This is a genomic window from Streptomyces sp. CBMA152, assembly GCF_014596475.1.
GTDB lineage: Bacteria > Actinomycetota > Actinomycetes > Streptomycetales > Streptomycetaceae > Streptomyces.
Window position 1 is genome coordinate 129,135 of record NZ_MECJ01000022.1, and the last position, 22,665, is coordinate 151,799.

The following is a 22,665-nucleotide window of genomic DNA, read 5'->3' on the forward strand; positions in this document are numbered from 1 at the left end:
TCGGACCGGCATGCTCGCCGCGGCGGGAGGTGCCGTCGTTCGGGTGCGGGTCGTCTGTGGCTGGTCGCGCAGTTCCCCGCGCCCCTGTAGGCCCGGGGGGCGGTCCTACTTCTCGAACGGCCTCGCCGGCCACGGGGCCTCCGCCGGGCGCAGCGACTCCACGCCCGACCCCGCCTGCGCGGCCGTCAACGCCAGGGCTCCCACCACCAGGCAGTTGTTGTGGAGCTCGCCCGCGAGCACGCCGCGTACCAGCTCGGGCAGGGGGACCCGGGCCAGTTCCATGTCGGCCTCCTCCTCGGAGACCTCGAAGCGTTCGCCCTCCGCCTCGGAGAGATCGCGGGCGAGGAAGATCCGTACGGCCTCGTCGCAGCCGCCGGGGGTGGTGTAGACGTCGGTGAGGACCCGCCAGTCCTCGGCCTTGACGTGCGCCTCCTCGTACAGCTCGCGCTGGGCGGCGTGCAGCGGGTTCTCACCGGGCACGTCGAGCAGCCCGGCCGGGATCTCCCACAGCTTGTGGCGCACGGGGTGGCGGTACTGGCGCAGCACCAGGACCCGGCCCGCGCCGTCGAGCGCGAGGACGGCGACGGAGCCCGGGTGGACCTGGTAGTCGCGGCGCGCGACCGTACCGTCGGGCATGACCACGTCATCCGTGCGCACGCTGGTCTTGTTGCCCTCGAACGGGGTCGTGGTGGCGACGACCCGCCACTCCTCGGGGGTGTCCTGGAGCTGCATCGATGTCCTCCCGTAAAACAGAAAACCGGGGTACGCGTCCGGTGAAGGACCCGTACCCCGGCAACCGTATCGCCTGGTTACTTCTTGCCGGTCTTCCGCTCCACGGCCGCCTTCACCAGGCCCGCGAAGAGCGGGTGCGGGCGGGTCGGGCGGGAGCGCAGCTCCGGGTGCGCCTGGGTGGCGACCAGGTAGGGGTGCACCTCACGCGGGTACTCGACGTACTCGACGAGCTTGTTGTCGGGGGACGTGCCCGAGAAGAGGATGCCCGCCTTCTTCTCCAGCTCCGCGCGGTAGGAGTTGTTGACCTCGTAGCGGTGGCGGTGGCGCTCCTCCACGTACGGCTGGTCTCCGTAGACCTCGCGGACGATCGAGCCCTCGGCGAGCTTCGCCGGGTACATGCCCAGGCGCATGGTGCCGCCCAGGTCGCCCGCGCCCTCGACGTACGCCAGCTGCTCCTCCATCGTCGAGATGACGGGGTGGGCGGTGGCGGCGTCGAACTCGGTGGAGTTGGCGTCCGGGATGCCGGCGAGGTTGCGCGCGGCCTCGATCACGATGCACTGCAGGCCCAGGCAGATGCCGAGCAGCGGCACCTTGTTCTCACGGGCGTACTGGATCGCGCCGATCTTGCCGTTGACGCCGCGGTCGCCGAAGCCGCCGGGCACCAGGATCGCGTCGACGTCGCCGAGGTTCTTCTTGGCGCCGGCCGGTGTCTTGCAGTCGTCCGAGGTGACCCACTTGACCTTGACGCGGGCCTTGTTGGCGAAGCCGCCGGCGCGCATGGCCTCGGTGATCGAGAGGTACGCGTCCGGCAGGTCGATGTACTTGCCGACCAGCGCGACCGTGACCTCGTGCTCCGGGTTGTGGACGCGGTCCAGCAGGTCGTCCCAGGTCGTCCAGTCCACGTCGCGGAACGGCAGGTCGAGCTTGCGCACGACGTACGCGTCCAGGCCCTCGGTGTGCAGGACCTTCGGGATGTCGTAGATCGACTTGGCGTCGATGGCGGCGACCACCGCGGCCTCGTCGACGTCGCACATCAGCGAGATCTTGCGCTTGATCGACAGCGGCACCTCGCGGTCGGCGCGCAGCACGATCGCGTCGGGCTGGATACCGATGTTGCGCAGGGCCGCGACCGAGTGCTGGGTCGGCTTGGTCTTCAGCTCGCCGGACGGGCCGATGTAGGGCAGCAGCGAGATGTGCACGACGAAGACGTTGTCGCGGCCGACCTCGTGGCGGACCTGGCGGACGGTCTCCAGGAACGGCAGCGACTCGATGTCGCCGACCGTGCCGCCGACCTCGGTGATGACGACGTCGACGTCGTCGGTCGCCATCCGGCGGATGCGGTGCTTGATCTCGTTGGTGATGTGCGGGATGACCTGGACGGTGTCGCCCAGGTACTCGCCGCGCCGCTCCTTGGCGATGACCTGCGAGTAGACCTGGCCGGTGGTGACGTTGGCCGAGCCGTCGAGGTCGACGTCGAGGAAGCGCTCGTAGTGGCCGATGTCCAGGTCGGTCTCGGCGCCGTCGTTGGTGACGAACACCTCGCCGTGCTGGAACGGGTTCATCGTGCCCGGGTCGACGTTCAGGTACGGGTCGAGCTTCTGCATGGTGACGCGCAGGCCGCGCGCCTTGAGGAGCGCACCCAGGCTGGAGGCAGTCAGACCCTTGCCGAGGGAAGAGGCGACACCCCCGGTGACGAAGATGTGCTTGGTCGTCGAGGACGCAGAGGATCGAGTCTGCATGGCCAAGAGGGGGCTCCCGTGGTCGCGGTCTGGAAGTGCGTGCCGGCTGCCCGGTGCCGGATCCTGTCGGGATTCCGGGGGGCGCCGTCGCTGCGGTTCGGGGGTTCTTGCACCACCCGGCCACGGGCTACCAGGGTATCAGCGAGTGCGGCTCATCGCTTCCGGCCACGCTCCGCACACCGCCCGGCAACCCTGTGTACTCCACTCACCCGGACGGCCCAGCGGCGTTGCCGGAAGGCCTCGGCGGATCACCCACGTGCGTCGTATCCTGCTCGGACACTCGCCGCCGAGCCGCTGGTAACACGGCACCACCCCGGCCGTCACCCGCAACATGCGCTCGTTGGCTGTCCCTTGACCGCAGTCGCAGTAGCAGTAAGCGCCCCGCGGGGCGGACGTGGCCGTTCGACTGGAGATTGCACGTGGCCGGGCGCATCGAGGATTACGCACTCATCGGAGACATGCAGACCGCCGCACTGGTCTGCCGGGACGGCACGACCGACTGGTTGTGCCTGCCACGCTTCGACTCGCACGCCGTCTTCGCCGGACTGCTCGGCACTGATGAACACGGCTTCTGGCGGATCGGCCCGGCCCACGCGGCCGACGCCGCGCCACCCCGGGCGGACCGGCGCCGCTACCGGGGCGACTCGCTGATCCTGGAGTCGGAGTGGGACACCCCGCGCGGCACGGTCCGGGTGACCGACTTCATGCCGCCGCGCGACGGCGCGCCGCAGCTGATCCGGATCGTGGAGGGCGTGAGCGGCCGGGTGCCGATGCGCAGCGCCCTGCGGATGCGTTTCAGCTACGGGCGTGTCGTGCCCTGGGTGCACAAGGTGGACGGCCGTACGGTCGCCGTCGCGGGCCCCGACTCTGTCTGGCTGGACACGCCGGTCGACACGTACGGCAAGAACCTCACCACGTACTCCGATTTCACCGTCTCCCCCGGCGAGCGCATCGCCTTCACGATCAGCTGGCAGCCCTCCCACAAGGAGCCGCCCGCCCTCTCCGAGCCCGAGGCGGCCCTTGAGGCGACCGAGGACTTCTGGCGGGAGTGGGTCGATCACTGCACGTACCACGGGCCCTACCGCGAGGCCGTGGTCCGCTCGCTGATCACCCTGAAGGCCCTCACGTACGCCCCGACCGGCGGAATCGTCGCCGCGCCGACCACCTCGCTGCCCGAGGACATCGGCGGCTCGCGCAACTGGGACTACCGCTACACCTGGCTGCGCGACGCGGCGATCACCCTCTCCTCGCTGCTGCGCACCGGCTACCGCGAGGAGGCCCGCGCCTGGCGCGAGTGGCTGCTGCGGGCGGTCGCGGGCGACCCCGAGAACCTGCAGATCATGTACGGGATCGCGGGCGAGCGCGAACTCGGCGAGGCCGAGCTGGACTGGCTGCCGGGATACGAGAACTCGGCCCCGGTCCGGGTCGGCAACGGCGCCGCCCACCAGCTCCAGCTCGACGTGTACGGCGAGGTCACCGAGGCCCTGCACCTGGCCCACATGACGGGCCTGGCCCGCAACGACTACGCCTCCCTGCTCCAGCTCAAGCTCATCCGCTACCTGGAGGACCACTGGGACCAGCCGGACGAGGGCATCTGGGAGGTGCGCGGCCCGCGCCGCCACTTCGTGCACTCCAAGGTGATGGCCTGGGTCGCGGTCGACCGCACGATCAAGCTGATCGAGTCGGGCGACGCGGACGGGCCGCTGGAGAAGTGGCGCGAGCTGCGCGACGACATCCACCGCGATGTCTGCGAGAAGGGCTACGACAAGGAACGCAACACGTTCACGCAGTCGTACGGCTCCAAGGAGCTGGACGCCTCGCTGCTGCTGATCCCGCAGATGGGCTTCCTGCCGCCGGACGACAAGCGCGTCATCGGCACCATCGAGGCGATCCAGCGCGAGCTGTCCACGCCCGACGGATTCATCCTGCGCTACCCCACGGCGGGCGAGGAGGCGGGCTGCGACGGCCTGGAGGGCGACGAGGGCGCGTTCCTGGCCTGCTCGTTCTGGCTGGCGGACGACCTGGCCATGATCGGCCGCGTCGACGAGGCCCGGAAGCTCTTCGAGAAGCTGCTGTCGCTGCGGAACGACATCGGGCTGCTCGCCGAGGAGTGGGATCCTCGGCTCCAGCGCCAGGTGGGGAACTTTCCGCAGGCGTTCAGCCATGTTCCGTTGATCGACACGGCGCTCAGGCTTACTGCCTCCGGCGCGTACGGGGGGTAGGCGCTGGGGTGGGTGCTCGCCGCGTTCGGGTGCGGGTCGTCTGTGGCTTGTCGCGCCCGCGCGGCGGAGCCGCATAACGTCGCTTCCCCGCGCCCCTAGCGGGGTTGCCGCTTAGGGTGGAAATGTCCTGTTCCCTCCGAAAGGGGGGCGCCATGACCTCCCCCTCCAAGGCGGGCACGGCCCTCGCCGAGCTTCGCGAAGACCTCTCCGGTGATGTGTACGCGCCGGGCGATCCGGGCTACGACGAGGCGCGGCAGGTCTTCAACGTCATGATCGACCGCCGCCCCGCCGTCATCGCGCAGTGCGCGTCCGACGCGGATGTGGCGACCGCCGTACGTTTCGGCCGCGAGCTCGATCTGAAGATCGCCGTGCGGGGCGCCGGCCACAGCGTCGCCGGGCAGGCCGTCAACGACAACGGCCTGGTCGTCGATCTGCGCCGGATGCACGAGGTCACCGTCCACCCCGCTGCCCACGCCGTACGGGTCCAGGGCGGCGCCACCATGAGCCACCTGGACCTCGCCACCACGGAGTACGGGCTCGCCACGACCGGCGGCCGGGCCTCCACCACCGGTGTCGGCGGCTTCGTCCTCGGCGGCGGCACGGGGTGGCTGGACCGGGCGTTCGGGCTGGCGGTCGACAACCTCCTCGGCGTCGAGCTGGTCACGGCCGACGGCACGGCCCTCACCGCGAGCCCGGAGGAGAACCCCGAGCTGTTCTGGGCGCTGCACGGCGGCGGCGGCAACTTCGGCGTCGCCACCTCGATCACCCTGCGCCTGCACGACCTGCCGGCCTTCTCGATCGCGATGCTGATGTACCGGCCGGAGCTCGGCCCCGAGGCGATCCGCACCTACCGCGAGCTGATCGAGGCCGCACCGCCCGAGACGGGCGGCGGGGTCCTGTACATGAACGGCCCGCCCGAGGACTTCATCCCCCCGGAGCTGGTCGGCAAGCTGCTGTGCGCCGCGCTCCTGACGTACGCGGGCCCCGCCGACCGGCTCACCAAGCTCGCCCAGCCGCTGCTCGCGCTGCCGCACGAGGTCGAGATCGTGGGCGACATGCCGTACCCGCAGGTGCAGACCATGTTCGACGACCCGCCGGGGATGCGGAACTACTGGTCGGCCGAGTATCTGACCGGACTGCCTAACGAGCTGATCGACGTCTTCTGCGCCCGGGCCGACAGCCTCCCGGCGCCCACGGTCCAGCATGTGGTCTTCCCGCAGGGCGGCGCGATCGCGTCCGGCCCCGCCGAGTTCCCGGTGCCGTACCGCGACGCGCCGTGGGCCGTGCACCCGTTCGCGATCTGGGAGGACGCGGCGGACGACGAGCGCTGCAAGCAGTGGGTCAGGGACGTGCGCGCCGATGTGCGGCCCTGGTCGACCGGTGCGGTCTACCTCAACTTCATCGGGGACGAGGGCCAGGACCGGGTGGTCGCGGGCCTCGGCGCCGAGAACACCGCACGGCTCGCCGCCGTCAAGCGCCAGTACGACCCCGACAACGTCTTCCGCTACAACCACAACATCGCCCCGGGCTGACCACCGCCGCCGTCCGTGTCGTACCGTGACCCGCATCACGTCCGTACGACAAAACACGAGGTGAACCCCATTGGACACCCAGGGCGGGATCACCGTGCGGCGGGCGCTGGAGCTGCCGGGGCTGCGCGGCGGGCTCCCCGAGGTGGTGGCGGGCGCCGAACGCCTCGGCCGGACCGTGCGCTGGGTGCACGCGGGCGAGGTGCCGAACATCGCGTCGCTGCTCAAGGGCGGCGAGCTGCTGCTGACCACGGGCCTGGGCCTGGGCACCCGCCCCGCCGAACAGCGCGCCTTCGTACGGCGGCTCGCCGACCGGGGCATCGCCGCGCTGGTCGTGGAGCTCGGCCCGCGCTTCAGCCGGCTGCCCGCGACGATCGTGGACACCGCCCGCGCGGCGGGCCTGCCGCTGGTGGCGCTGCACCGCGAGGTCGCGTTCGTGACGGTCACCGAGGAGATCCACACCGAGATCGTCAACGGCCACTACGCCCTGCTCCAGCGCGCCGAGGAAGTCCACCGGCGCTGCACGGAAGCGCTGCTCTCGGGCGGCGGGGTGCCGCAGGTCCTGTCGATCCTGGCCGACTTCACCGCCAACCCGGTGTTCCTGGAGACCCCGGACGGCCAGCTGCTCTACGCGGCCGCGTGCTCCGGCGAGTCGGGCGCTGATCCGCTCCAGGTCTGGGAGGGGCTGCGCGGCCAGCGCGAGTCCCGCGAGTCGGGGCCGCCCACCGGTTCGGTCCTGGTGGACGTGCCGGGAGGCGGCCACGGCACCGGGGCCGTCCGCGCCCGGCTCGTGCTGCTCGCGGTCGCGGCGCCGCTGCTGCCGGTCCACCGGATGGCGGCGGAACGGGCGGCGGCCATCCTCGCGGTCGTCCTGATGCAGGCGCGCCAGGAGGAGGAGCTGGCCGCGCGCGGGCGCGGCGACTTCCTGACCGACCTCGCCGAGGGCCGGATCACCGCCGAGGACGCGCCCGGCCAGGCGAAGGTCCTCGGCTTCAAGCCGGGCGATGGACCACTGCTTCCGGTGGTGATGCGGCTGACCACCGAGTTCTCGGAATCCTCCGCCACCGGCAACTGGGCGGTCCTGGCCCGCGCGGTCCTGGAGGAGCTGTCGTCGGTGGGGGTGCCGGTCCTGTTGGGCGTACGTCCGGTGGAGGGCCGGGTGCCGCTGCTGCTCGGGCTGCGCTCGGAGCCGGAGCGCAACGCGGTCGCGGACCGGGTCGCGGCGGCCCTGCGGGCGGGCGTGGAGCGGGCGGGACTCGCCCGGGCCGGGGCGCAGCCGGTCGTGGTGGTCGGGGTGGCGGGCGGCTGGGCGGCGGCCTCGGCGGGGCTGCGGCACGCGGCCGAGACGGCGGCGGCCGCCCAGGGCCTGCCGGAGCTCCCTTGGTACGACGCCCGGCGCCTGGACATCGACCTGCTGCTGTGGCGGCTGCGCGAACACCCGGACCTGGCGGCGTTCGTGGAACGCGCGATCGGCCCGCTGCGCACCCACGACGCGGCCTCGCGCCCACCGCTGCTGCCGACCCTGGAGGTCTATCTGGCGCACGCGGGCCGCAAGGCGGAGACGGCCCGCGAACTGCACCTCAACCGCCAGACCCTCTACAACCGCCTGGCCCGCATCGCGGAGCTACTGGGCACGGACTTGGACGACCCACAGACGGTCCTGGCGCTGTCTTTGGCGCTGCGGGCGCGCAGGCACGTTGCCTGAGCGTCGCTGTACCTAAAGGGGCGCGGGGCTGTGTCATTTTGCGGCTCCGCCGCGTGGGCGCGACCAGCCCAGCACGGTCCACACTCGAAAGCAATTAGTGACGATTCGTCAACTCATCGTAAACGCTGAGCACTTGAGCAACCGTCTCATCCTCGGTAGGCCAGTCCGCAGCCTGCGCGGGCCCGGCTTCGGCCAGTTCACGCCGCCGCACCGGATCCGCAAGCAACCGCACCACCGCGTCGGCCAGCGCCGGAACATCCCCGTACGGCACCAGCTCCGCCGCGTCCCCGACCAGCTCCGGCACCCCGCCGACGGCGGTGGCGACCAGCGGCACGCCGAGCCGAAGCGCCTCCTGCGCAAGCAGCGAGCGCCCCTCCCAACGGCTGGGCAGCACGGCCACATCGGCGGCGGCGAGCAGCTCGGGGACGTCGTCGCGCCGCCCGATCAGCCGCACCGGCAGCTCCTCGGCGTCGATGCGCCGCTGGAGCGCGCCCCGCTCCCGCCCCTCCCCCGCGATCACCAACAGCGGTACGGGGTCGAGCCCGCGCCAGCCGTGGGCGGCGTCCAAGAGCACGTCGTACCCCCGGTGCTCGACCAGACTGCCCACCGCGACGATCAACGGCCGGTCCACCACGCCCAGTTCGGCCCGCACCTTGCCGTCGGCGACCGGCGTACGCGGCCCGGGCACCGCGATCGCGGCGAGCCGGGCGTCCCGGGCGCCGTGCCGACGGGCGCGGTCGACCAGGTCGGACGAGGTGCCGAGCACCACGGCGGCCGCGCGGGCGGCCCGGCGCTCCAGGACGCGCAGCAACTGCCCCCGCGCGCCCTCGGCGTGGGCCAAGGTGTGCCAGGTGACGACGAGCGGGACCGCGCCGCGCCCGCCCATCGCGAGCGCGGTCCGCACCGCCGCGTTCAGCCCGTGCGCGTGCACCACGTCCGCGCCCGCGCAGACCGCCCGCAGCGCGCCCACCGCGACCGGGTCGCCGCGCCGGGGGACGGGTACGAACTGGGCTCCCGCGCCCCGGAAGTCGAACTCCCGCTCCAGCGCGGCCGGTGCGCACACGGTGACCCGCACCCCGCGCGCGGCGAGGCCCGCGGCGAGGGAGCGCACATGCGCGCTGCTGCCCGCGCTGCCGCCGCCCAGCACTTGGACCGTACGCAGCTGTGACACGTGAACAGGCTCCCGGGTCGGCGGTCGGGCGGGGTGGGCCCCGGCCAAGGATGCCAGCCCGTACGGACGTTCCGCTCCCGTCCGGACGTTTCCCCGGGTCCACGGCGGGCGGACCCGGACGAGGGACCACCCACACGGGTGATCCCCGAGGCCCGCGTCTGACGCCGTACTCCTTGTTGCGCCTAGCCCTCGGCCCGCGCGGTGGCCAGCAGCTCCTCCGCGTGGGCGCGGGCGGTCTCCGAGTCCTCCTGGCCCGCCAGCATCCGGGAGAGCTCGCGGACGCGGTCCTCGCCCTCCAGGACGGTGACGCCGGAGCGGGTCACCGTGCCGTCGTTCGTCTTCTCCACCAGCAGCTGGCGGTCCGCGAAGGCCGCCACCTGGGGCAGATGGGTCACCACGACGACCTGCGCCGACTTGGCCAGCTTCGCCAGCCGACGGCCGATCTCGACCGCCGCCCGGCCGCCGACACCCGCGTCGACCTCGTCGAAGAGGTACGTCGGTACGGGATCGGTGCCCGCGAAGACCACCTCGACCGCCAGCATCACCCGCGAGAGCTCACCGCCGGAGGCACCCTTGGCGATCGGCCGGGGCGGGGCGCCCGGGTGCGGGGCGAGCAGCAGCTCGACCTCGTCGGCGCCGGTCGGGCCGTACGCCACGGTCCGCCCGCCCACCTCGACGCCCTCGGCGTCGTCCACCTGCCGTACCGCGAACGACACGCGCGCGTGCGGCATCGCGAGCGAGGCGAGCTCGGCCGTCACCGCGTCGGCGAACCGCGCGGCCGCCTCCGTACGGGCGTCCGTCAACTCCTGGGCGAGCACCGACAGTTCACCGCGCAGCCCGTCGCGCTCGACGGTGAGCTCGCCGATCCGGTCGTCGTCGCCGTCCAGCTCGGTCAGGCGCGCCGCGCCCTCCTGGGCCCAGGCCAGGACCGCCGTGATGTCCTCGCCGTACTTGCGGGTGAGCGCGGTCAGCGACGCGCGGCGCTCCTCGACGGCCGCGAGCCGCAGCGGGTCGGCGTCCAGGTCGTCCGCGTACCCGGCGAGTTCACCGGCCACGTCGCCGAGCAGGATGCCGACCTCGCCGATGCGCTCGGCGAGCGCGGCCAGCGCCGGGTCGTGGGAGCGTACGGCCTCCAGGGCCCGGTGCGACCCGGCGACCAGCGTGGTCGCGTCGACGCTCTCGGGGTCCTCGGGGTTGCCCGCGAGGGCCGCGTGCGCGAGGGCCGCAGCCGACGCCAGCGCCTCCGCGTGGCCCAGGCGCTCCGCCTCCGCCGCGAGCTCCACGTCCTCGCCCGGCAGCGGTTCGACCGCCGCGATCTCGTCGAGACCGAACCGCAGCAGATCCGCTTCCTGCGCCCGCTCGCGCGCCCGCGTGGTCAGCTCGTCCAGCTCCACGGCGACGGACCGCAGCCGCCGGTAGGCCTCCGCGTACTTGGTGAGGGGTCCGGTCACCGCGTCGCCCGCGTACCGGTCGAGGGCCTCGCGCTGGCGGGCCGGGCGCAGCAGGCCCTGCTGGTCGGTCTGGCCGTGCACCGCGACGAGTTCGTCGGCGAGCTCCGCGAGCAGGCCGACCGGCACCGACCGCCCGCCGAGGAACGCCCGCGAGCGGCCCTCCGCCGAGACGGTACGGCTGACCAGCAGCGCGCCCTCGTCGAGTTCGGCCCCGGCCTCCTCCGCCCGGATCGCCGCGGTGCCGCCCGCGCGCAGCGCGATCCGCCCCTCGACGACCGCCGCCTTGGCGCCGATCCGCACCAGGGCGGGGTCGGCGCGCCCGCCGAGCAGCAGCCCGAGGCTGGTGACGACCATGGTCTTGCCCGCACCGGTCTCGCCGGTCACCGCGGTGAACCCGGGCGACAGCTCGACGACCGCGTCGTCGATGACCCCGAGCGACCGTATCCGCATCTCCTCCAACACGCCCCCGACCTTACGAGGTCCCGGGGCCTGTTTGCGACGCCCCCCGCACGCTCACCCTCCCGGGCCACCTCCGCGCACCCTCGGGTCATCCCCCGGTCGATCCGGGTATCCGCCCCATTCACCCGGCACCACCCCCGCCACCAGGCTCTTCACCATGAGCACAGGACTGGCCCATTCGGCCCTGCGCGGCCACCGCCCCGCGGTCTGGTTCGCCAGGATGCGCGACCACGGGCTGATCCCGGCGGAGGTGACCTACCGCATCACCTGGCTCGCACTACCGGTCTGCCTCGCGGTCGCGGTCGTGACGTCGGCGCTCGCGGCGCTGTTCGCCTCGCTGCGGTTCTCGCTGCTGCGGCCCGCCAGGGCCCTGGACGAGGCCTCGGCGGGCCGCCGGGGCCTCGGGTGGCTGCGGGGCCCGCTGGGCGCCGTCGCGGTCGCGGGGGCGTGCACGCTGTCCGTCGCGCTCTCGAAGCAGTCCGCCGACAGAGCCGCCCAGGGCATACGAAGGCGGCCCACCGCACCGGCTCCTCGGGCAGCGCGGCGGCGACCGCGCTGGTGCTCGGCACGGTGATCGCGCTTGCCACGCTCGCGCCCATGCCGGCGGCCCAGTCCGGCTCGCCGCTCCCTATCTGCCGTTGCCGACGGCCCTGGCCATCGCCGCCGGGACCGTACTGCTGACCCTGCTCGCGACCGGCCTGCCGGTACGGGCGGCGCTGCGCGGGCGCGCGGTCAGGACGCTCAACGCGACCTGACCGCGCATCAGACACCGTGCACCGGGCGCCTGCTGAGGCCGACTCAGTGCGGCGCGCCGCGCCAACCGCTCACCGGCAGCGCGAACTTCGCGACCAGCCGGTCCGTGAACGAGGCGTGGTGCAGCCGCGCGAGCCGCACCGGCACCGCGCCGCGGCGGACCTCCACCCGCGCCCCGGGCGGCAGTTCGACCGTCCGGCGCCCGTCGCACCACAGCACCCCGTGCGGGGTGTGCGGCTGGACCTCCACCGCGAGCACCGAACTCGGCGAGGTCACCAGCGGCTTGGCGAACAGCGCGTGCGCGCTGATCGGCACCATCAGCAGCGCCTCGACCTCCGGCCACACCACGGGCCCGCCCGCCGAGAAGGCGTACGCGGTCGAGCCGGTCGGCGTCGCGTACACGATGCCGTCGCAGCCGAACCCGGTCACCGGACGGCCGTCGATCTCCAGGACGACCTCCAGCATCCGCTCGGGCGACACCTTCTGCACGGCGGCCTCGTTCAGCGCCCAGTCGGTGTGCACCACATCGCCGTTGCTGTGCACCACGACGTCGAGGGTCATCCGCTCCTCGACCTCGTACGCGCGCGTCACCACCCGGTCGACGACCTTGTCCAGGTCGTCCCGCTCGGCCTCGGCGAGGAAGCCGACCCGGCCGAGGTTGACGCCGAGCATCGGCACCCCCGACGCCCGCGCGAACTCGGCGCCGCGCAGCAGCGTCCCGTCCCCGCCCAGCACGATCAGCAGCTCACAGCCGTCCAGACACTGCGGCGTGGCCTCCTTCACCGTCTGCACGGCCTCAGGCAGCGGCAGATCGACCGCCTCCGCCTCCAGGACGCGTACGCCGATGCCGGACCGCAGCAGCCCCTGCACCACCAGCTCCGCGCTGCGGATGGCGGCGGGCCGCCCCGTGTGCGCGAGCAGGAAGACCGTCCGTACCCCCTCGTCCTGTCTCTGTGCCCCGTCTGCCGAACTGGTCGTGCTCTCCAACGCGCTCAACTGGGTCCCTCCGCCACTGCACGGTCGACATCCGCCGGATCGAGCGCGGGCGCCCCCGCCCGCAGCCACAGAAAGTATTCGACATTGCCGGAGGGTCCGGGCAGCGGGCTGGCCGTGACGCCCACCACGCCGAGCCCGAGCGCGGCCGCCTGCGCGGCCACCGTCCGTACGGTCTCGGCCCGCAGCTCGGGGCTGCGCACCACCCCGCCGCTGCCCAGGCGGTCCTTGCCGATCTCGAACTGCGGCTTGACCATCAGCACCAGATCCGCGTCCGGCGCCGCGCACCGCACGAGCGCGGGCAGCACCAGCCCGAGGGCGATGAAGGAGAGGTCCCCCACGATGATGTCGACCGGCTCGCCGTCGATGTCGTCGAGCGTCAACTCCCGTACGTTGGTACGGTCCTTGACGGTGACCCGGTCGTCGCTCTGCAGGGACCAGGCGAGCTGTCCGTAGCCGACGTCCACGGCGACCACGTGCCCGGCGCCGGAGCGCAGCAGCACGTCCGTGAAGCCGCCGGTGGAGGCGCCCGCGTCCAGCGCCCGGCGCCCCTCGACCTTCAGTCCCCGCGGCACGAACGCCGCCAGGGCCCCGGCCAGCTTGTGGCCGCCGCGCGAGACGTAGTCCGGGTCGCTGTCGTCGTCGGCGACCACGATGGCGGCGGCGGTCTCGACCTGGGTGGCGGACTTGGTGGCGACGGTCTTGCCCACGCTCACCCGCCCCGCGGCGATCAGCTGGGCGGCGTGCTCGCGCGACCGGGCGAGTTTCCGGCGGACCAGCTCGGCGTCGAGGCGGCGGCGTGCCACTCCTGCCACGTTCGGTTCAGCTCCTGTTGTCGTACGGATGCGGTACCGGGGCCGGTGGCCCCGGGCGGGCGTCGAGCGCGGTCAGCGTCTCGCGCAGCCCCCGGTGTACATCCTCGTACACCTCAAGGTGTCCGTCCGTATCGAGGTGGTCGACGTCGCCGAGCCGCCCGACCAGGGCGTCCACCCCGGCGTCGCCGGTGGGCTCGCGGGGGACGCCCAGGGGTACCGGGCCGACCGGTTCGTCGCATACACCGGCGTCCGCCTCGGCCCCCGGCATCAAGTCGCTCATGCCAAGACGCTACCGCGTGGCCCTGGGGTACGGTCGATCACGATGGCGACCACGCAGGAGTGCCGCGCGGCACTCGACAAACTTTCGGACAACATGGCGGGCGCGGAGGGCGACGTGCACGCCGCCGCCGCGCTGGACCGCTCGCTGAGCTGCCACATCACGGACCTGGACATCACGTTCACCGGACGCCTCCAGGACGGCCGTATCCAGGTCCACGAGACGCTGGCGGGCCCGCCCCGCGACCGCGCCCAGATCCGGCTCGCCATGCGGGGCGACGACCTGGTGGCGCTGGTCGGGGGCGACCTCGACTTCGCCCGGGCCTGGGCCACCGGCCGGGTCCGCCTGGAGGCGGGCTTCCGCGACCTGCTGCGCCTGCGAACGCTGCTCTAGATCGCTCAGGACGCCACCGCGGCCCGCTGCCGGGCCGCCGGTACCACCAGCGGTGTGCCCGTCTCCGGGTCGTCGATGACCTGGCAGCGGACCTGGAACACCCGCTCCACCAGCTCCGCCGTGACGATCTCGGAGGGCGGGCCCTCGGCGACGATCTCGCCGCCGCGCATCGCGATCAGATGCGTGGCGTACCGGGCCGCCTGGTTGAGGTCGTGCAGCACCGCGACCAGGGTGCGCCCCTGCTCCTCGTGGAGCTGGGCGCAGAGGTCCAGGACCTCGATCTGGTGCTGGATGTCCAGGAACGTCGTCGGCTCGTCGAGCAGCAGCAGCGGTGTCTGCTGGGCGAGCGCCATCGCGATCCACACCCGCTGGCGCTGCCCGCCGGACAGCTCGTCGACGTACCGCTCCCCCAGCTCGCCGACCCCGGTCGCCTCCATCGACTCCCGTACGATCCGCTCGTCCTCGGCCGACCACTGCCGCAGCAGCCCCTGGTGCGGGTAGCGGCCCCGCGCCACCAGGTCGGCGACGGTGATCCCGTCCGGCGCGACGGAGGACTGCGGCAGCAGTCCCAGCGTCCTGGCGACCTTCTTCGCGGGCATCGCGTGGATGGTCTCCCCGTCGAGCAGCACCCGGCCCCGGCTGGGCTTGAGCATCCGCGACAGGGCGCGCAGCAGCGTGGACTTGCCGCAGGCGTTGGGGCCGACGATGACCGTGAACGAGTGGTCCGGGATCTGGACCGACAGGTCCTCGGCGATGACCCGCTGGTCGTAGCCGAGGGTCACCGAATCGGCGCTGAGGCGCTGCATGCTCGTACTCCTGGAATCCGTACGGGGGTTGGACAGGTGCGGGGCGCTCATATCCGGCCCGCCTTGCGCTCGGTGACCAGCAGCCACAGCAGATAGAGACCGCCGAGGACCCCGGTCACCACGCCCACTGGCAGCTTGCTCTCGCCGAACAGCCGCTGGGAGGCCCAGTCGGCGACGACGAGCAGGGTCGCGCCCATGCAGCCGGCGGCCAGGATGTTCGGCCCGGTGGCGCGGGTGAGGCGGCGGGCGAGCTGCGGCGCGGTGAGCGCGACGAAGGAGATGGGACCCGCCGCGGCGGTCGCGGCGGCGTTGAGCAGCACGGCGGCGAGCATCAGCACGGTGCGGGTGCGCTGGACGGGCACGCCGAGCGCGTACGCCGCGTCGTCGCCCATCTCCAGCATCCGCAGCGGCCGTCCGTACGCGAGGATCGCCGGGAGCAGCACGGCGAACAGCGCGAGCAGCGGCCAGACCTGCGCCCAGTCGCGCCCGTCGAGCGAGCCGGTCAGCCACACCATGGACCGGGTCGCGTCGACCAGCTGCGCCTTGGTGAGCAGGTACTGGATGCAGGCGGTGAGCATCGCGGCGGTGCCGATGCCGACGAGCACCAGCCGGTAGCCGTGCACGCCCTTCTGCCACGCGAGCAGATACACGGCGACACCGGTCGCGAGCCCGCCGATCAGCGCGCCGACGGCGACCTCGGTGGCGCTGCCGCCGATCCACACGATGACGACGAGCGCCCCGACCGCCGAGCCCTGCCCGAAGCCGATGATGTCCGGACTGCCCAGCGGATTGCGGGAGATGGACTGGAAGACCGCCCCGGAGATCCCGAGCGCGGCGCCGACGAGGAGCCCCACGAGCACACGCGGCAGCCGCAGTTCGTTGACGATGAAGTCCTGCTGGGCGGTGCCGTCGCCGAAGAGGGTGCGGACGACGTCGACGGGCGCGATGTCGAAGTCCCCGCTGCCGACCAGGACCACACCCGCCGCGAGCGCCGCGCCGAGCAGCGCCACGACGACGACCAGCGAGCGGGGATCGAGCCGGAAGGAGTAACCACCGGGCGTACGGATGGCCTTGACCGGCGACTTCGAGGACGGCTTCACGGGCGGGTTCACAGGTGGGCCATCCTCTTGCGGCGTACGAGAAAGATGAAGACGGGCCCGCCGATGAGCGCGGTGACGATGCCGACCTGGAGCTCGGAGGGCCGGGTGACAACCCGCCCGACGACGTCCGAGCCGAGCAGCAGCACCGGCGAGAGCACGGCCGCGTACGGCAGGATCCAGCGCATGTCGGGCCCGGTGATGGCCCGGACGATGTGCGGGACCATCAGCCCGACGAAGACGATCGGCCCGCAGGCGGCGGTCGCGGCCCCGCACAGCAGGGTGACGGTGACCATCGACAACACGCGCGTACGCGTCAGATGGGCGCCCAGGGCGCGCGCGGTGTCGTCGCCGAGCGCCATCGCGTTGAGCGGCCGGGCGAGCAGCGCGGCGAGCACCAGACCGGCCACGACGAACGGCGCGATCTCGGTGACCGTGTCGGTGTTGGCGGAGGCCAGCGAGCCCACCGACCAGAACCGCAGCCGGTCGAGGGCAGCGGAGTCCATCAGCTGCACGGCGTTGATGTAGCCGGCCAGCGCGGCCGACGCGGCCGTCCCCGCGAGCGCGAGCCGGACCGGGGTGGCGGCCCGGCTGCCGCCCAGGATGTACACGAGCGCCGAGACGACGGCGGCCCCCGCGAAGGCGAACCACACGTATCCGGTGAGGCTGGTGACGCCGAAGAAGCTGATGGCCGAGACGACGGCGGCGGAGGCGCCCGCGCTGACCCCGAGGATGCCGGGCTCGGCGAGCGGGTTGCGGGTGAGCGCCTGCATCACCGCGCCGGAGACGCCGAGCGCGGCCCCGACGAGCAGTCCGAGCAGGGTGCGGGGGACGCGGGTGTCGTGGACGATGACGTCGTCGGCGGTGCCCGAGTAGTGGAAGAGCCCGTGCCAGACGTCTGACACCGGTATCTGTTTCGCCCCCACCGCGATACTCGCGACGGCCACGAGGGCCAGCACGCCCAGGGACACCAACAGCCCGGCGGCGCGCATCGCGTGCCGCCGGGGGGTCGCGGCCGGGTTGGGCTCGGAAAGCGCGGGGTCGGTCGTCGCGCCGGGCTCGGGAGGGCTGTCTACCAACACCCGAGTTAGGTTAGCCTACCCTCTCAAGCGCCGGACAGGCACCTTGATCCTTTACGCGCGGGAAAGCGAGTGCGCGAGGGAAAATGAGCGGCCAGGTTCACCACCTGCCCGCTCCCCGGCGTCACAACCCCAGCCGCGCCAGCACCTTGCCCGCGTCCAGACCACACGTGCCGTCCCCCGCGTACGTCCACGCCGCCGCGCACAGCGCCCGCAGTCCGTCGAGCGGCTCGCCGTCGCCGTCCAGCGCGAACGCCTCGTCGCGGACGGCGGCCGTCCACCCGCCACACTTGAACTCACCGCTGTTTTCGGCCACTTCCGGCTGGCCGGTCAGCATGCCCCGCAGATCCGCGTCCACGAAGGTGGGCCGGTGCTCGGGCCGGGCGGCGAGCAGCTGGGCGCCGTCGGTCACCCCGGTGAGGACGAGCAGCGAGTCCACCCCACCGTTGAACGCCCCCTCGATGTCCGTGTCGAGCCGGTCCCCGACCACCAGCGGCTTGCGCGCACCCGTGCGCAGAATCGTTTCCCGGTGCATCGGGGGCAGCGGCTTGCCGGCCACGGTCGGCTCGGCGCCGGTCGCGATCCGCACCACCTCGACCGCGGCCCCGTTGCCCGGCGCGATGCCGCGCCCGCTCGGGATCGTCAGATCGGTGTTGGACGCGAACCACGGCACCCCGGCCGCGATCGCGTAGGACGCCTCCGCGAACCGGCCCCACGCAAGGTCCGGCCCGCCGTACCCCTGGACCACCGCCGCCGGATCGTCCTCGGCCGACTCCACCGGCACGAGCCCGCGCTCGCGCAGCGCGACCCGCAGTCCTTCCCCGCCGATCACCAACACCCGTGATCCGTCCGGCACCTGCTCGGCGATCAGCCGCGCCACCGCCTGCGCCGAGGTGATCACATCGCCCGGCTCGGCGGGTACGCCCAGGTCGGTGAGGTGCGCGGCCACCGCGTCGGGGGTGCGCAGCGCGTTGTTGGTCACGTACGCGAGATGCATCCCGCCCTCGCGCGCGGTGCCCAGCGAGTCGACCGCGTGCACGATCGCCTCACCGCCCGCGTAGACCACCCCGTCGAGATCCAGCAGAGCCGTGTCGTACGCCTCGCTCAGCGCCACCGCGCTGCCGCTCGGCCGGGTCCTGCTCGGCTGGCTCATCCTCATCCACTCCTCGCTCGATGCTCTCCCCCGATCATCGCGCATGTCCGCACCCCACTTACCATGCACCAATGACCACAACTGGGCGTGCGGACGACGGGCTGCGCCTGATCCCGTTCCGAGGACTGCGCTATGTACCCGAGCGCGTCGGCAGCCTCGCGGCCGTGACCTCCCCGCCGTACGACGTGGTGGTCCGCCCCGACGGCCTGCTGCACCTGGAGTCGGCGGACCCGTACAACATCGTCCGGCTGATCCTCCCGCAGGCGGCCACGCCCACGGCCCGCCACCAGCAGGCCGCGCTGACCCTGGAGGACTGGCTCTCGGAGGGCGTCCTCGCCCCCGATCCGGAACCGGCTCTCTATGTGTACGAGCAGGTGGGCGGCGGGCTGCTCCAGCGCGGCCTGATCGGGGCGCTGGCCCTGTCCGAGCCCTCCGAGGGCGTGGTGCTGCCGCACGAGGACGTGATGCCGCACGTCGTCAAGGACCGCGCCGACCTGATGCGGACGACCGCCGCCCACTTCGAGCCGCTGCTGCTCACGTACCACGGTGAGACGGGCGCGAACGGGCGCTCGGCGGGGTTGAACGGAAGCGCGGCCAGCGGCCCCGGTGGCGCGGGCGCCGTGATCGAGCGGACCGTGCAGCACGAGCCGCTGCTCGCCACGACGACCGAGGACGGCTACAGCCACCGGCTGTGGGCGGTCACGGACCCCGCCGACCTCGCCGCGATCCAGGCCGACCTCGCCCACCACCAGGCGGTCATCGCCGACGGCCACCACCGCTGGGCCACCTATCTGCGACTGCGCTCCGAGCAGTCCGGCCCCGGCCCCTGGGACTTCGGCCTGGTCCTGCTCGTCGACACCGCCCGTTACCCGCTGCGGGTACGCGCCATTCACCGCCTGCTCCACCGGCTTCCGGTCAGTGAAGCGCTGGCCGCCGTGGCTGAAACAGGTGCCTTCCGCGTCCGTACGTTCGCGGTGCCGCTGCCCGACGCGCTGGACCTCCTCGCGGAGGCGAGCACCGAGGGCAACGCGTTCCTGCTGGCGGGCGACGGCCGCTTCCACCTCCTCGACCGGCCCGACGAGGACCTGCTCGCGCGCACCATCCGCACGGACCGCCCGCAGGCCTGGCGCGCCCTGGACGCCACGGTGCTCCACTCCACGCTCCTGGACCACGTCTGGCGCATCCCGGACGCCCCCGAGCACATCATGTACATCCACGACACGGCGGCCGCCGTAGAGCAGGCGGAACGGCGCGGCGGCACGGCGGTGCTCATGCATCCCGTACGCGAAGAGGTCGTCCGCGACCTCGCCCGTCAGGGCGTCACGATGCCCCGCAAGTCGACGTCCTTCGGCCCCAAGCCCGCGACGGGCCTGGTGCTGCGGAGCCTGACGGTGAACTGACGCCTGTTGTCAGGGCACCGACGCCTTTTCAGGGCGCGGATACGAGAAAGGGCGGCACCCCGGCCGGGGTGCCGCCCTTCTTACTCGGTCCTACTCAGTGGGTTCAGGCCTTGTCGGCCGGGCCCTTGTCCTCGTCAGCGTCGACGGCCGGCTGGTCGGCGACGGGCTGGTCGGCGACGGCCTCGATGTCGAGGTCGTCGTCGGCGTCCACGTCGGCACGCTCGTCGTCCTCGTCGGGCGCGCTGTCCGACTCACCGGCGACATCGAGCTCCGGCTCGTCGGCGATGACGTCGGCGTCCAGCTCGTCCTCGTCGGCCATGGCGTCCACGAAGTCCACGCCGTCCATCTCGGCCAGGCGATCCGAGGCGTCGGTGGTGCCGTCCTTGTCGGACTCCAGCGCCTTGGCGAACCACTCGCGCGCCTCGTCCTCACGGCCGGCGGCGAGCAGCGCGTCGGCGTACGCGTACCGCAGACGCGGGGTCCACGGCTGGACGGAGTTGGAGGCCAGCTCCGGGCTCTGCAGGGTCACGATGGCAGCGTCGAGCTGGTCCATGTCCCGGCGCGCACCGGCCGCGACCAGGCGCATCTCGACCTGAGCGGCCTTGTCCAGCTTCTGCACCTCCGGCGCACCAGCCATCTCCAGGGCGCGCTCGGGCCGGCCGAGGCCGCGCTCGCAGTCGGCCATGACGGGCCACAGCTCGACGTGCCCGGTCATCCGCTTCGCGGCCCGGAACTCGGCCAGCGCCTCGGAGTACTTCTGCGTCGCGTACGCGGCGAACCCGGCCGCCTCGCGGACCGCCGCCACACGGGAGGCGAGCCGCAGGGCGATACGCGAGTACGCGTACGCCTGCTCGGGGTCCTCGTCGATGAGGCGCGCCACCATCACGAGGTTCTGCGCGACGTCCTCGGCGAGGGTCTTGGGCAGGCTCAGCAGCTCCTGACGCACGTCCTCGTCGATCTCGTTGCCGGTGACGTCCTCGTCGATCGGCAGCCGCTTGATCGGCTCACGGTCGCGGTCCCGCTCGCGGCGGTCGTCGCCACGGTAGCCACCGCGGTCGTCACGGTCGTCGCGGCCGCGGTACCCACCACGGTCGTCGTCGCGACGCGGGCCACGGTCGTCACGGCGGAACCCGCCCCGGTCGCCACCACGGTCATCGCGACGGAAACCACCACGGTCGCCGCCCCGGTCGCCACCGCGGTCGCCGCCTCGGTCATCGCGGCGGTCGTCGCGGCGGAAGCCGCCACGGTCGTCGTCACGGCGCGGGGCCGGACGGTCATCGCGACGGAAGCCACCGCCGGTGCCGCCACGGTTGTCGTCACGGCGCGGGGCCGGACGGTCGTCGCGACGGCCGTAGCCGCCACCGGAGGGACGGCCACCACGGTCGTCATCACGGCGGAAGGACGGGCGCTCGTCACGACGGTCGTCACGACGGAAACCACCACGGTCATCGTCCCGACGCGGGGCCGGACGGTCATCGCGACGGAAGCCGCCACCGGTGCCACCACGGCTGTCGTCACGACGCGGGCCGGACGGACGGTCGTCACGACGGCCATAGCCACCACCGGAGGGACGGCCACCACGGTCGTCATCGCGACGGAAGGAGGGGCGCTCATCGCGACGGTCATCGCGACGGAAACCACCACGGTCGTCATCACGACGCGGGGCCGGACGGTCATCGCGACGGAAGCCGCCGCCGGAGGGACGGCCACCACGGTCATCGTCACGGCGGAAGGACGGGCGCTCGTCACGACGGTCGTCACGACGGAAACCACCACGGTCGTCGTCCCGACGCGGGGCCGGACGGTCGTCACGGCGGAAGCCGCCACCGGTGCCACCACGGCTGTCGTCACGACGCGGGCCGGACGGACGGTCGTCACGACGGCCATAGCCACCGCCGGAACCGCCGCCGTAGCCGCCACCGGAGGGACGGCCGCCACGGTCGTCATCACGGCGGAAGGACGGGCGCTCGTCACGACGGTCATCGCGACGGAAACCACCACGGTCGTCGTCACGGCGCGGGGCTGGACGGTCGTCACGGCGGAAGCCGCCACCGGTGCCACCACGGTTGTCATCACGACGGCCGTAACCGCCGCCGGACGGGCGACCGCCACGGTCGTCATCGCGACGCGGGCCGGACGGACGGTCGTCACGACGGCCATAGCCACCGCCGGAACCGCCGCCGTAGCCACCACCGGACGGACGGCCGCCACGGTCATCGCGGCCTCGGTCGTCGCGGCGGAAGCCGCCGCCGGTACCGCCACGGTTCTCGTCGCGACGGCCGTAGCCACCGCCCGAGCTGCCACGGCTGTCGCTGCGGTTGTCGTCACGGCGCGGGCCGCGGTCGTCACGACCGCCCCGGTAGCCGCCCCTGTCACCGCCGTCACGGCTGCGCCCCTCGCGCTGCGGACGGTCCTCGGGAGAGTTGGTGGACATCGGTGCGACTCCTGTCTTCGGGTACTGCTAGTCATTCTCGCGCAGTCGGCTGCCCGACGCGCTTCGGCAAATTGAAACAAAAACAAAAAAGGACCCTTGGTCCCAGCGTGAACGCTGGGACCAAGGGTCCTGAAAGATTGTTCGGCGGTGTCCTACTCTCCCACAGGGTCCCCCCTGCAGTACCATCGGCGCTGAAAGGCTTAGCTTCCGGGTTCGGAATGTAACCGGGCGTTTCCCTAACGCTATGACCACCGAAACCCTATCGGTTTCGAGCGAACAAGCACACTCTTCAATTAAGTGGGTTCTGCTCAACCAGCAACTGTTCGTTGCTTCAGAACTAACACAGTGGACGCGAGCAACTGAGGACAAGCCCTCGGCCTATTAGTACCAGTCAGCTCCACCCCTTACGAGGCTTCCACATCTGGCCTATCAACCCAGTCGTCTACTGGGAGCCTTA

19 protein-coding genes and 2 rRNA genes are annotated in these 22,665 nt (G+C 72.6%); 7 read left to right on the forward strand and 14 right to left on the reverse strand.

The annotated features are described in order from the left end of the window. Nucleotides 1-105: 105 nt before the first annotated feature. Together BG418_RS19685 and BG418_RS19690 are read right to left on the reverse strand one after the other, a co-directional pair. Nucleotides 106-732, reverse strand: a complete 627-nt coding sequence (locus BG418_RS19685) for an NUDIX hydrolase (protein WP_188275232.1) — start codon at nucleotides 730-732, stop codon at nucleotides 106-108. Nucleotides 733-809: 77 nt separating this feature from the next. Next, nucleotides 810-2,471 carry a CTP synthase gene (locus BG418_RS19690; protein WP_188275233.1) on the reverse strand — a complete coding sequence of 554 codons (1,662 nt, stop codon included), beginning with the start codon at nucleotides 2,469-2,471 and terminating at the stop codon, nucleotides 810-812. A gap of 419 nt (nucleotides 2,472-2,890) precedes the next feature. Here BG418_RS19690 and BG418_RS19695 point away from each other — a divergent pair, with 419 nt between their 5' ends. The 3 genes from BG418_RS19695 to BG418_RS19705 all read left to right on the forward strand — a co-directional run bounded on the left by BG418_RS19695 (nucleotide 2,891) and on the right by BG418_RS19705 (nucleotide 7,927). Next, nucleotides 2,891-4,693 (forward strand): glycoside hydrolase family 15 protein, encoded by a 1,803-nt coding sequence (locus BG418_RS19695; RefSeq protein WP_188275234.1) that lies wholly within the window; start codon nucleotides 2,891-2,893, stop codon nucleotides 4,691-4,693. 152 nt (nucleotides 4,694-4,845) lie between these two features. After that, a complete protein-coding gene (locus tag BG418_RS19700) occupies nucleotides 4,846-6,225 on the forward strand; it encodes an FAD-binding oxidoreductase (RefSeq protein ID WP_188275235.1) in 1,380 nt (459 codons plus the stop codon). Between the two features lie 70 nt (nucleotides 6,226-6,295). Then, nucleotides 6,296-7,927, forward strand: coding sequence for a PucR family transcriptional regulator (locus BG418_RS19705; RefSeq protein ID WP_188275236.1), 1,632 nt, complete (start codon nucleotides 6,296-6,298; stop codon nucleotides 7,925-7,927). 94 nt (nucleotides 7,928-8,021) lie between these two features. On the opposite strand, the gene BG418_RS19710 is transcribed toward BG418_RS19705, so the two are convergent. After that, nucleotides 8,022-9,098: a glycosyltransferase family 4 protein gene (locus BG418_RS19710; protein WP_188275237.1), complete on the reverse strand. Its 1,077-nt coding sequence runs from the start codon at nucleotides 9,096-9,098 to the stop codon at nucleotides 8,022-8,024. 182 nt (nucleotides 9,099-9,280) lie between these two features. Next, nucleotides 9,281-10,999, reverse strand: a complete 1,719-nt coding sequence (recN, locus tag BG418_RS19715) for a DNA repair protein RecN (protein ID WP_188275260.1) — start codon at nucleotides 10,997-10,999, stop codon at nucleotides 9,281-9,283. Between the two features lie 166 nt (nucleotides 11,000-11,165). Between recN and BG418_RS19720 the strand changes: the two genes are divergently transcribed. Continuing rightward, nucleotides 11,166-11,582, forward strand: coding sequence for a hypothetical protein (locus tag BG418_RS19720; protein WP_188275238.1), 417 nt, complete (start codon nucleotides 11,166-11,168; stop codon nucleotides 11,580-11,582). A gap of 224 nt (nucleotides 11,583-11,806) precedes the next feature. On the opposite strand, the gene BG418_RS19725 is transcribed toward BG418_RS19720, so the two are convergent. The 3 genes from BG418_RS19725 to BG418_RS19735 are packed head-to-tail and all read right to left on the reverse strand — an operon-like array spanning nucleotide 11,807 to nucleotide 13,849. Then, nucleotides 11,807-12,748 carry an NAD kinase gene (locus BG418_RS19725; protein ID WP_188275261.1) on the reverse strand — a complete coding sequence of 314 codons (942 nt, stop codon included), beginning with the start codon at nucleotides 12,746-12,748 and terminating at the stop codon, nucleotides 11,807-11,809. A 5-nt stretch (nucleotides 12,749-12,753) separates the two neighbouring features. Next, nucleotides 12,754-13,569, reverse strand: a complete 816-nt coding sequence (locus BG418_RS19730; RefSeq protein WP_188275239.1) for a TlyA family RNA methyltransferase — start codon at nucleotides 13,567-13,569, stop codon at nucleotides 12,754-12,756. Between the two features lie 7 nt (nucleotides 13,570-13,576). After that, a complete protein-coding gene (locus BG418_RS19735; protein ID WP_188275240.1) occupies nucleotides 13,577-13,849 on the reverse strand; it encodes a hypothetical protein in 273 nt (90 codons plus the stop codon). 42 nt (nucleotides 13,850-13,891) lie between these two features. On the opposite strand from BG418_RS19735, the gene BG418_RS19740 reads away from it, so the two are divergent. Beyond that, on the forward strand, nucleotides 13,892-14,239 hold the full coding sequence (locus tag BG418_RS19740; RefSeq protein WP_188275241.1) for an SCP2 sterol-binding domain-containing protein: 348 nt from the start codon (nucleotides 13,892-13,894) through the stop codon (nucleotides 14,237-14,239). A gap of 5 nt (nucleotides 14,240-14,244) precedes the next feature. Here the strand turns inward: BG418_RS19740 and BG418_RS19745 are convergent, their stop codons facing one another. The 4 genes from BG418_RS19745 to BG418_RS19760 form a co-directional block, all read right to left on the reverse strand. Next, a complete protein-coding gene (locus BG418_RS19745) occupies nucleotides 14,245-15,045 on the reverse strand; it encodes an ABC transporter ATP-binding protein (RefSeq protein ID WP_188275242.1) in 801 nt (266 codons plus the stop codon). Between the two features lie 47 nt (nucleotides 15,046-15,092). Beyond that, a complete protein-coding gene (locus BG418_RS19750; protein WP_188275243.1) occupies nucleotides 15,093-16,157 on the reverse strand; it encodes an iron chelate uptake ABC transporter family permease subunit in 1,065 nt (354 codons plus the stop codon). Next, entirely contained in the window at nucleotides 16,154-17,224 is a 1,071-nt protein-coding gene (locus BG418_RS19755) for a FecCD family ABC transporter permease (protein WP_398999465.1), read from the reverse strand. Before BG418_RS19755 ends, BG418_RS19750 begins: the two co-directional genes overlap by 4 nt. Nucleotides 17,225-17,345: 121 nt before the next feature. Continuing rightward, the gene (locus tag BG418_RS19760; RefSeq protein ID WP_188275244.1) at nucleotides 17,346-18,374 is read right to left on the reverse strand and encodes an HAD hydrolase-like protein; all 1,029 of its coding nucleotides are present in this window, start codon (nucleotides 18,372-18,374) and stop codon (nucleotides 17,346-17,348) included. A 71-nt stretch (nucleotides 18,375-18,445) separates the two neighbouring features. On the opposite strand from BG418_RS19760, the gene BG418_RS19765 reads away from it, so the two are divergent. Continuing rightward, on the forward strand, nucleotides 18,446-19,774 hold the full coding sequence (locus BG418_RS19765; protein ID WP_188275245.1) for a DUF1015 domain-containing protein: 1,329 nt from the start codon (nucleotides 18,446-18,448) through the stop codon (nucleotides 19,772-19,774). A 103-nt stretch (nucleotides 19,775-19,877) separates the two neighbouring features. Here BG418_RS19765 and BG418_RS19770 read toward each other — a convergent pair whose 3' ends face one another. Beyond that, nucleotides 19,878-20,597 (reverse strand): tetratricopeptide repeat protein, encoded by a 720-nt coding sequence (locus BG418_RS19770; protein ID WP_223185149.1) that lies wholly within the window; start codon nucleotides 20,595-20,597, stop codon nucleotides 19,878-19,880. Here BG418_RS19770 and BG418_RS39990 point away from each other — a divergent pair. Next, complete coding sequence (locus BG418_RS39990) at nucleotides 20,478-22,283, forward strand: hypothetical protein (protein ID WP_317453700.1); 1,806 nt, start codon at nucleotides 20,478-20,480, stop codon at nucleotides 22,281-22,283. The two genes, BG418_RS19770 and BG418_RS39990, sit on opposite strands and share 120 nt — an antisense overlap. 64 nt (nucleotides 22,284-22,347) lie before the next feature. Here the strand turns inward: BG418_RS39990 and rrf are convergent. Then, nucleotides 22,348-22,464 (reverse strand): 5S ribosomal RNA (rrf, locus tag BG418_RS19780). Between the two features lie 105 nt (nucleotides 22,465-22,569). Continuing rightward, nucleotides 22,570-22,665: ribosomal RNA gene (locus BG418_RS19785) — 23S ribosomal RNA — on the reverse strand; the annotation flags it as partial.

Excerpts from the sequence above, each read along its gene's own strand:
- BG418_RS19685 (WP_188275232.1), bottom strand. The coding sequence starts at position 732 with ATGCAGCTCCAGGACACCCCCGAGGAGTGGCGGGTCGTCGCCACCACG.
- BG418_RS19690 (WP_188275233.1), bottom strand. The coding sequence starts at position 2,471 with ATGCAGACTCGATCCTCTGCGTCCTCGACGACCAAGCACATCTTCGTC.
- BG418_RS19700 (WP_188275235.1), top strand. The coding sequence starts at position 4,846 with ATGACCTCCCCCTCCAAGGCGGGCACGGCCCTCGCCGAGCTTCGCGAA.
- recN (WP_188275260.1), bottom strand. The coding sequence starts at position 10,999 with ATGCGGATACGGTCGCTCGGGGTCATCGACGACGCGGTCGTCGAGCTG.
- BG418_RS19720 (WP_188275238.1), top strand. The coding sequence starts at position 11,166 with ATGAGCACAGGACTGGCCCATTCGGCCCTGCGCGGCCACCGCCCCGCG.
- BG418_RS19735 (WP_188275240.1), bottom strand. The coding sequence starts at position 13,849 with ATGAGCGACTTGATGCCGGGGGCCGAGGCGGACGCCGGTGTATGCGAC.
- BG418_RS19740 (WP_188275241.1), top strand. The coding sequence starts at position 13,892 with ATGGCGACCACGCAGGAGTGCCGCGCGGCACTCGACAAACTTTCGGAC.
- BG418_RS19745 (WP_188275242.1), bottom strand. The coding sequence starts at position 15,045 with ATGCAGCGCCTCAGCGCCGATTCGGTGACCCTCGGCTACGACCAGCGG.
- BG418_RS19760 (WP_188275244.1), bottom strand. The coding sequence starts at position 18,374 with ATGAGCCAGCCGAGCAGGACCCGGCCGAGCGGCAGCGCGGTGGCGCTG.
- BG418_RS19765 (WP_188275245.1), top strand. The coding sequence starts at position 18,446 with ATGACCACAACTGGGCGTGCGGACGACGGGCTGCGCCTGATCCCGTTC.